Source organism: Protofrankia sp. Cj5 (assembly GCF_917627405.1).
Classification (GTDB): domain Bacteria; phylum Actinomycetota; class Actinomycetes; order Frankiales; family Frankiaceae; genus Protofrankia.
The window spans coordinates 38,247-47,434 of sequence record NZ_CAKJTO010000028.1 but is presented as its reverse complement, the minus strand read 5'-3'; the positions used below and the strand labels follow the sequence as shown (position 1 = coordinate 47,434).

Below are 9,188 nucleotides of genomic sequence, written 5' to 3'. Positions count from 1 at the left end.
CCCGGCGAAGGTCACCGATCGCGCGGCCCGCGAGCCGGCGACAGCGCGGCCGCCGCGGGCAAGCATCCGCCCGGCGCCCAGCACCTGGGCTGAAGCTGCCGTCCACGGGCCACCGGGCGGCAGGCCGTCATCATCGAGCGGCACGCTCACGGCAGACCGTTTTCCAGCCCGGCGGAGCCGGCCGGCCCAGCTGGCCTGGCCGAGCCGGCCGAGCCGGCTGGGCGGGGCGCGTTCACGTACACCCTCGGGACCCGGGCGCCGATCCTCGTGACGATCTCGTAATTGATGGTGCCGAGGGCATCCGCCCAGTCGGTGGCGGTCGGCTCGCCGTGCGCCCCCGGCCCGAACAGGACGACCTGGTCACCCGCTTGGACCGGATCATCACCGACATCCACGACGAACTGGTCCATGCACACCGTCCCGGCGATACGCCGACGGCAGCCGGCCACCAGCACCTCGGCCGTGTTGCCCGCCGACCGGGGCACGCCGTCGGCGTACCCGAGCGGCACCAGCGCCAGAGTCGCCTCGGCCGAGGTGGCATAACGGTGGCCATAAGACACCCCGCATCCCGCTGGCACCCGTTTGACCAACGCCAGCCGCGCGGTGAGCGTCATCGCCGGACGCAGGCCGAGGGCGGCGGGAGAACCGACCTGGGGCCCAGGCGACAGGCCATACACGGAGATTCCCGGCCGGACCAGGTCGAAGTGCGCGTCCGGGCTGAGCAGGGTCGCGGCCGAGTTGGCCAGGTGCCGCACGAACGGTCGCAGACCGGCCTTCTCGGCGACGGCCACCGCGTCCGCGAAACAGCCGATCTGTGCACGGACGGTCGGATGACCAGGTGAGTCCGCAAAGGCGAAATGGCTCCACACACCGACCACGTCGATCAGGCCGTCGGCGGCAAGCGCCGCCGCCGCGTCGCACAGGGCTGGCCAGCTCTCCTCGGTCGCCCCCGCCCGGTGCAGGCCGGTGTCGACCTTCAGGTGGACGCGCGCGGCACGGCCGGTCAGCCGCGCGGCCGCGGCGATCTCCGCCAGCGCCCAGGGTGCCGACGCGGACAGGTCGATGTCGGCGGCGATCGCCTGCGCGAGCCGCTCCCCGGGAGTGACCAGCCACGCCAGCACCGGCGCCGTGATCCCGGCGGCGCGCAGCGCAAGTGCCTCCGCGATGACCGCGACCCCCAGCCAGCTCGCGCCGGCCTCCAGCGCCGCGCCCGCGCAGGCGATCATCCCATGGCCGTAGCCGTCGGCCTTCACCACCGCCATGGTCGCGGCGTTCCCGGCTCGGGCGGCCAGCGTCGCCACGGACTCGCGGACCGCATCAAGATCTATAACCGCGCACGCGGGCAGATCCTCACTCTGCGGTGTCATCCAGCGCCTTCCTGACCCGCCCAGAGCAGCCTGGCCGCCCCCGGACGCGCGATTCTCAGCCTTAGAGCGACCGGCAACAGGGGACGCGGCGTCGCGGGGCTGGGGCACGCACCTCACCGCATTGTCGTCGGTCGCCACCCAACACCAGGGTGACTCCCTCCTCCGCCTCGCGATGCACGCACCCCAGCCCCGCTCCTTGATCCACGCCCCTATTGCCGGGCGCTCTTATTCCGCGCGGCCGCCGGCCACCCGCGCACGTACTCCGACGGTAACAAGCAGCGCCCGGCCAGATCACACCGAGGCGCTACATCCCGCTCACATCGCACCCCGGCGGGGCCAGCTGGCGGGACCAGCCGCGGTTCGGTCAACGGCTGCCGCCGGCCCGGCGGCGCCCGCGGGCCGCCAGCATCGGAACCAGCTCGGAGGCAGCCAACGGATGGCCGGCCCGTTGCGCCGCCCGGCCGTGTAGATGCGCGCCCACGCTGCCGGCATCCAGTGGAGTCAGCCCACCGGCGAGCAGTGAGCCGCACAGCCCGGTCAGGACGTCGCCGCTGCCCGCCGTCGCCAGCCACGGCGTCCCGGTGGTGTTCACCCGTGCCTGCCCGCCCGGGTCGACGATCAACGTGCGGCTGCCCTTGAGGAGCACGGTCACCCCGAGTTCGGCGGCGACGCGCCGGGTCATCCCCAGCCTGTCCGCGGCCAGTTCCTCGGCAATCGCCGCGGCCTCCCGGTGCGACGACGCCTCGACCAGCCGGACGAACTCGCCCTCGTGTGGCGTGAGCAATGTCGGCGCGGCCCGGTCCCGCAGTGCGGCAACCGCCCGGGTATCTCCCGCCAGCGCGCCCAGCGCGCCCGCGTCAAGCAGCACAGGCAGCTCGCTGGCCAGCAGGGCCAGCACCACCCGGGCCGTCTCGCCGTCCGGTGGCAGGCCAGGGCCGACCGCCCACGCCTGCACCCGGCCGGCCGCGACAACCGCCTCGCCGTCACCAGGGCCGATCTCGGTGACCACAGCCTCGGGATGCGCGCGACGCACGTGATCGGCGGCGGCGCCGGTGCTGACCACCCGCAGATAGCCCGCGGCCCCACGCAGCGCCCCGCCGGTGGCGAGCACCGCGGCACCCGGATAGGCGTCGCTGCCGGCCACCAGCCCCAGCACACCCCGGGTGTACTTGGAGTCCGTAGGGCGGGGGCTCGACAGCAGCTGGGCGGCCGCGGCGTCATCAAGAGCGACCAGATCCGGCGGAGGAAGCGCCAGCCCGATGTCGACGAGCTCCACCCGGCCCGCGTGATCGGCCCCCGGCGAGATCAGCAGCCCGCGCTTGTGGGTTCCGAACGTCACGGTGCTGCTCGCGCGGACGGCCGCGCCCGCCACCGCGCCGGTGTCGGCGTCCACCCCGCTCGGGACATCCACGGCGACGGTGCGCCCGGCCGGGGACAGCCCGGCCAACCGGGCGTGGCCCGCACGCAGGCCGCCCTTCCCCCCGATACCGAGCATGCCGTCGAGGACCAGGTCCGCCGCGGTCAGCAGGCTGGCGGCGGTGTCCTCGCCGACCGGCCGGCCAGGAAGCGGCGGCCGCGCGCCGGCCGGGCCTGGACTGGGCAGGCAGTGCAGGCGCCCGCCCGCCGCGAGCAGTGCCGCGGTCCCAGCTGGATGCGTACGCCCAGGAGCGAGGGCGTCCACCCGGGCGCCCCTGGCCGCCAACCGCGCACCCGCCCACAGCGCGTCACCACCGTTGTCACCGCTCCCCGCGAGGATGACGACCCGGGCACCGTACACCCGGCCGAGCCTGCGCGCCGCATGCGACAGCAGGCCGTGGACGGCCCGCTGCATCAGCGCGCCCGGCGGCAGGCCGGCGAGCAAAGGCGCCTCGGCATCCCGCACCTGGGCTACCGAATGTGCGAATCTCATAGCCGTCATGCTCGCCGCGGAGAAGGTGCTCCGTCGAACCGTCGGACGCACATCCCAGCCCTCCGTCAGCGCTCCGTCAGCAACCAGTGGGCCACCACGGCCGAGGTCAGTTCTCTGTGATCACAAATGCGATCGCCACGCCACCGTCATGGGTCAGGGACAGGTGCCACGAGCGGATGCCAAGGCCCTCCGCCACGGCCGCCACGGTGCCACTGAGCCGCAGCCGCGGACGCCCGCTCGGGTCGGTGACAACCTGGGCATCGTGCCAGGACATCCCGGGCGGCGCTCCCAGCGCCTTGGCGCACGCCTCCTTCGCGGCAAATCGCGCGGCAAGCCGTTCGGGCGCCTCGATAGCCCGCTCGTGGCTGGTGAACAGCCGATCGGCGAGCGAGGGGGTCCGACGCAGCACGGCGGCGAACCGCTCGACGTCGACGACATCCACCCCGATACCCACCACCGCCATGGGCCCGAGCCTGTCACGTCCAGCATCGCCAGGGCGGCTCTGGCAGAGTGATGTCGGGCGTGAGCCGCGGCCCGAGGCGTCGGGGCCCTGTGCCCACCGGTAGCGGGTCTCGTAGAATTGCCCGATGATCGTCAACCAGTCGGGGCCAAACGGACATGACGACATCGCCATCACCCCGTTGCACGCCGTTTTCGACGAGGACGAGTGCGCTCGCCTCGCGGGCCTGGGCGAGTTCACCCGCGGCGTCGCCCTCGCGTTGCAGGGCCGAGTCGGCGATCTGCGGATCCGGCCGAGCAGTGCCTCCGGCACCGTGGACGGTGATCAGCCCACCCAGACCCAGCTGTCAGTGATCGATGGGACGCCGGGGTCGACCTGTACATGTCCGACAGGTGCCGTCGAACAGTTCTGCGCACACGCGGTCGCGCTGGCGCTCGTGGCCACCGGGGCGATCGACCCAGGTGAGGACGACGACGACTTCGACAGTAGCGACGACGGCTTTTACGACGCCGACGGCCAACCGATCGACCTGCGGGATTTCCTCGAAAGCCTCGACGGACCCGCGCTGGTCGATCTGGTGGTCGATCTCGCCGCCGTCAACGACGTGCTGGCGATGGACCTGCGCGAGGCCGCGACCCGCTGGCGGCGTCCGCGCCCGACCAGCGGCCCTGACCTGGCCTAATCCCGTCCGGTCCCGTCCCGTCCCGTCCGGTCAGTGACGGTCCGCGGCTGGGGTGGCACGCTGCTGGGGTGGGCATGGAAGAGGACCAGCCGGACGGGCTGGCGCGGGTGGACTTCTTCATCTCCTACACCAGCGCGGACGAGGCATGGGCGACCTGGGTCGCCGAGGTCCTGGAAACCGAGGGCCGCACAGTGGCGGTGCAGGCGTGGGACTCCCCCACCGGGGAGAACTTCGTCCTATGGATCAAACTGCGGATGGACACCGCCGCCCGCACGATCGCGCTCTGCTCCCCGGCGTACTTCGACTCGCACTGGTGCACCCAGGAATGGACCGCGGCGCTGGCCGGGAGGAAACTCATCCCACTGCGCGTCGCCGACTGCACGATCCCCACCGTGCTGGCCACGATCGGCTACCGCGACCTGTACCGTTTGGATGAGACCACCGCACGGCGCCGGCTGCTGGAAGCCACCGCTCTGGTCCCGGTCGCCCGGGTGTCGACCGGTTTCCCCGGCAGCTTCACCCCGCCCCCAGCCCCGGTGATAGGCACCGCATTCCCCGGCCAGTTACCCACCGTGTTCACGGTCCCAGCCCGCAACCGGTACTTCACCGGCCGCGCGGCGCTCCTGGGCCAGTTACGGGCTGGCCTGGCCGACGGGGTATCGATAGCGGTCACCGCTCTACACGGCCTCGGTGGCGTCGGGAAAACCCAACTCGCGATCGAGTACGCCCACCGGTACGCCGCCGACTACTCCCTGATCGGTTGGATTGACGCCGAACAGACCGATCTGATCGGCGAACAGCTCGCCGCCCTCACCCCCCACCTCGGGCTACCCACCACTGGGCGGATTGGTGACGACGCCGCAGCCGTGCTGGACTGGCTGCGCCGGCATCCCGGCTGGCTTCTGATCTTCGACAACGCCACCGAACCGACCGGGCTACGGCCCTGGCTCCCCGACGGCCCCGGCCATATTCTGATCACCTCCCGGTATCCGGGCTGGGGCGGGCTCGCCGACCGCATCGACGTCGATGTCCTATCCCGCGGCGAAGCGGTCGCCCTGCTGGGCCGGCGTATCCCCGGCATCGGCCCCGCCATTGCCGACCAGCTTGCCGACGACCTCGGTGACCTGCCCCTCGCGCTGGAACAGGTCGCCGCCTATCTTGACACCACCGGGCTGGCTCCCGCCGATTACCTGGTGAAATTCCGCAGCCGACGGGCTCAGATGCTCACCCGCGGGGTCGATCTCGTCTATGGCCGCACCATCGACACCGTCTGGTCCCTCGCCCTCGACCGCCTGCGCGCCCACTGCCCCGCCGCGGTGGCAATGCTGGACCTGTGCGCCCACTTCGGCCCCGAGCCCATCCCGCTGACTCTGATCAGTGATCATCCCGATCTGCTCGACGCACCGCTGCATGACGTGGTGGCCGGCACCGACCCCACCGCGGATCTCGATGACATCCTCGGCGCGGTCCTCGCCTACAGTTTGGCCCGGCGCGACAGCGACACGATCCAGCTGCATCGTCTCGTCGCGGCCGTCATCCGCGCCCACCAGCCCTCCGCCCTCGCCGAGAGCGCCGCCTCGACCGTGCGGGCGTTGCTGGCCGCCCACCAGCCCGACGGCTATCGGGATCCGGCCGGCTGGCCACGGTGGGCCGTCATCGCCCCGCAGGTGCTGACCGCCCCGGCCCTGCATCCCGACAGCCCCGCGGTCGACATCGGCCACGACGCCCGTCAGTTGCTGCTGACCACCGCCTACTACCTGGACGCCCGTGGGGACTCCCGCGCCGCCGGGACACTGGGCCGTATCCTGCACACCCGCTGGTCCACCGCCCTTGGCGACGAGCACCCCGACAGCCTCGCCGCCGGCTACTGCATAGCCGCCGCCTACCGCCTCCGCGGCAACTACCAGGCCGCCCGCGTCCTGAACGAAGACACCCTGACCCACCTGCGACGAGTCCTCGGCGACGACCACCCCAACACCCTGACCTCGGCAAACAACCTCGCCGCCGACCTACACGCCCTCGGCGACCTCCAAAGCGCCCGGCAACTGAACGAGAACACGCTGGCCTGTTCACGGCGTGTCTTCGGTGACGACCATCCCAGTACCCTGCGCTCGGCGAACAACCTCGCCCTGGACCTACACGCCCTCGGCAGCTACCAGGCCGCCCGCACCCTCAACGAAGACACCCTGGCCCACCGGCGGCGTGTCCTCGGCGACGACCACCCCAGTACCCTGGGCTCGGCCAGCAACCTCGCCCTGGACCTGCGCATGCTCGGCAACTACCAGGCCGCCCGCACCCTCAACGAAGACACCCTGACCCGCCTGCGACGAGTCCTCGGCGACGACCACCCCCACACCCTGGCCACCGCCAACAACCTCGCCCTGGACCTGCGCATGCTCGGCGACCACCAAGCCGCCCGCACCCTCAACGAAGACACCCTGACCCGCCTGCGACGAGTCCTCGGCGACGACCACCCCAACACCCTGGCCGCCGCAACCAACCTCGCCCTCGACCTGCACGCGTTGGGGGACAGTCAAGGCGCGCGGACGCTCGAGGACGAGGTACGCCGTCGCGGAGACCCTGCTAAGAGCACCCGGCAATAGGGGCGTGGATCAAGGAGCGGGGCTGGGGTGCGTGCATCGCAAGGCGGCGGAGGGAGCCACCCTGGTGTTGGGTGGTGACCGACAACAACACAGCGAGGTGCGTGCCCCAGCCCCGCGACGCCGCGTCCCTATTGCCGGGCGCTCTAAGCCGAGCTGTTGACGGGCTATTCGACCGTGACCGACTTGGCGAGATTGCGCGGCTGGTCGACGTCGAGGCCGCGGGCGAGCGCCAGTTCGCACGCAAAGACCTGCAACGGCAGGGTTGTCACCAGCGGAGCGAACAAGGTCGGTGTTTCCGGCACCCGGATCAGATGCTCCGCGTAGGGCGCGACGCCAGTGTCGCCCTCCTCGGCAATCACGATGGTCCGGGCACCCCGGGCCCGCACCTCCTGGATGTTGGAAACAATCTTCCCATGGAGGTGTGACCGGCCTCGCGGAGACGGCACCACGATCACTACCGGCAGACCCGGTTCGATGAGCGCGATCGGCCCGTGCTTCAACTCGCCGGCTGGAAAGCCCTCAGCGTGCATGTAGGCGAGCTCCTTGAGCTTCAGCGCCCCCTCCAGGGCCACCGGGTAGCCAACATGGCGACCGAGGAACAGCACCGCCTTGGCGTCAACCAGCGTGCGGGCAAGCGCCCTTATCGGCTCGACCGTGGTGAGGGTCTCGCGCACCAGCCGCGGGGTGGTCTGCAGCTTCTCGACGTACCGCGCGACCTCGTCGCCGTAGAGCACCCCGCGGACCTGCGCCAGGTACAGGCCGACCAGCAGACACGCGGCGACCTGGCCGAGGAAGGTCTTCGTTGACGCTACCCCGACCTCCGGGCCGCAGCGGGTGTAGAGCACGGCGTCGGACTCCCGCGGGATCGTCGACCCGTTCGTGTTACAGATCGCCAGCACTCTGGCCTTCTGCTCCCGCGCGTGCTTGACCGCCATCAGGGTGTCCAGCGTCTCACCGCTCTGGCTGATGGCAATCACCAAGGTGGAACGGTCGAGAACCGGGTCGCGGTAGCGGAACTCCGATGCCATCTCGACCTCGCACGGCAGGCGCGTCCAGTGCTCGACGGCGTACTTGGCGATCAGCCCGGCATGATAGGCCGTGCCGCAGGCAACGATGAAGACCTTGTCGACGTCACGGAAATCCTGGGTGGAAAGGCGCTCCTCGTCCAGGACGATCTCGCCGGCATTCGACAACCGCCCACGCAGCGTGTCCGCGAGCGCGGTTGGCTGCTCGCTTATCTCCTTGAGCATGAAGTAGGGGAAGCCGCCCTTCTCCGCGGCGCTGGCATCCCAGTCGACGTGGTACGCACGTCCCTCAACCAGGTTGCCGGCGAAGTCCGTGACCGTCACCCCGTCGCGACGGGCCTCGACCACCTGGTCCTGGCCGATCTCCAGCGCGTCGCGGGTGTGCGCGATGAACGCCGCGACATCGCTCGCCAGAAAGGTCTCGCCCGCGCCCAGACCGACGACCAGCGGACTGTTGCGGCGGGCACCGACCAGCACGTCAGGATGGTCGCGGTGCACGGCGACGAGGGTGAAAGCGCCCTCCAGCCGGCCGCACACCCGCCGCAGCGCCTCGCTGAGCGGGTTCGTGCCCGCCGCTCCCGCCCCGCCGCTGCCGGCTGCCGCGGCGAGCTCGATCTCCAGCAGGTGCGCGACCACCTCCGTGTCGGTCTCGCTGGTCAGCTCATGCCCGCTGCTCTCCAGGGCCGCCCGCAGAGCCGCGAAGTTCTCGATGATCCCATTGTGGATAACAGCGATGGCACCCGTGCAGTCGGAGTGCGGGTGTGCGTTGCCGTCCGTCGGCCCGCCGTGAGTTGCCCACCGGGTATGGCCGATGCCGACGGTTCCGGGCGCAGGCGCATCCGCCTCGCTCAGCGCCTTTTCCAGATTGGCTAGCTTGCCCGCCTTACGCAGGGTATATAGCCGCCCGTCCGCAACAACCGCGACACCTGCCGAGTCGTAGCCTCGATACTCCAGCCGGCGCAGTCCGGCAAGAGCGACATCCAGCGCTGACCGTCCGCCGATATACCCGATGATCCCGCACATGCGGTCAGGGTACGCAACCGAGGGATGAGCCAGGGAGCACCAGAAGTGTTTGGGGTGCGCGTCGAACAGCTAAGAGCGCCCGGCAATAGGGATGTGGATCAAGGAGCGGGGCTGGGGTA

6 protein-coding genes are annotated in these 9,188 nt (G+C 71.0%); 2 read left to right on the top strand and 4 right to left on the bottom strand.

All coding sequences use genetic code 11. From position 1 onward, the window contains the following. Positions 1-146: 146 nt before the first annotated feature. The 3 genes from alr to MJ777_RS08680 form a co-directional block, all read right to left on the bottom strand. Complete coding sequence (gene alr / locus MJ777_RS08690) at positions 147-1,367, bottom strand: alanine racemase (protein ID WP_239347980.1); 1,221 nt, start codon at positions 1,365-1,367, stop codon at positions 147-149. A gap of 364 nt (positions 1,368-1,731) precedes the next feature. After that, positions 1,732-3,276, bottom strand: a complete 1,545-nt coding sequence (locus MJ777_RS08685; RefSeq protein ID WP_239374955.1) for an NAD(P)H-hydrate dehydratase — start codon at positions 3,274-3,276, stop codon at positions 1,732-1,734. Positions 3,277-3,382: 106 nt separating this feature from the next. Further along, positions 3,383-3,739 carry a holo-ACP synthase gene (locus MJ777_RS08680; protein WP_239374952.1) on the bottom strand — a complete coding sequence of 119 codons (357 nt, stop codon included), beginning with the start codon at positions 3,737-3,739 and terminating at the stop codon, positions 3,383-3,385. Between the two features lie 124 nt (positions 3,740-3,863). Between MJ777_RS08680 and MJ777_RS08675 the strand changes: the two genes are divergently transcribed. Beyond that, positions 3,864-4,418 carry an SWIM zinc finger domain-containing protein gene (locus tag MJ777_RS08675; protein WP_239347982.1) on the top strand — a complete coding sequence of 185 codons (555 nt, stop codon included), beginning with the start codon at positions 3,864-3,866 and terminating at the stop codon, positions 4,416-4,418. Between the two features lie 74 nt (positions 4,419-4,492). Beyond that, positions 4,493-7,021 (top strand): FxSxx-COOH system tetratricopeptide repeat protein, encoded by a 2,529-nt coding sequence (gene fxsT / locus MJ777_RS08670; RefSeq protein WP_239374972.1) that lies wholly within the window; start codon positions 4,493-4,495, stop codon positions 7,019-7,021. Positions 7,022-7,185: 164 nt separating this feature from the next. On the opposite strand, the gene glmS is transcribed toward fxsT, so the two are convergent. After that, a complete protein-coding gene (gene glmS, locus MJ777_RS08665) occupies positions 7,186-9,069 on the bottom strand; it encodes a glutamine--fructose-6-phosphate transaminase (isomerizing) (protein ID WP_239374949.1) in 1,884 nt (627 codons plus the stop codon). Positions 9,070-9,188: the final 119 nt, after the last annotated feature.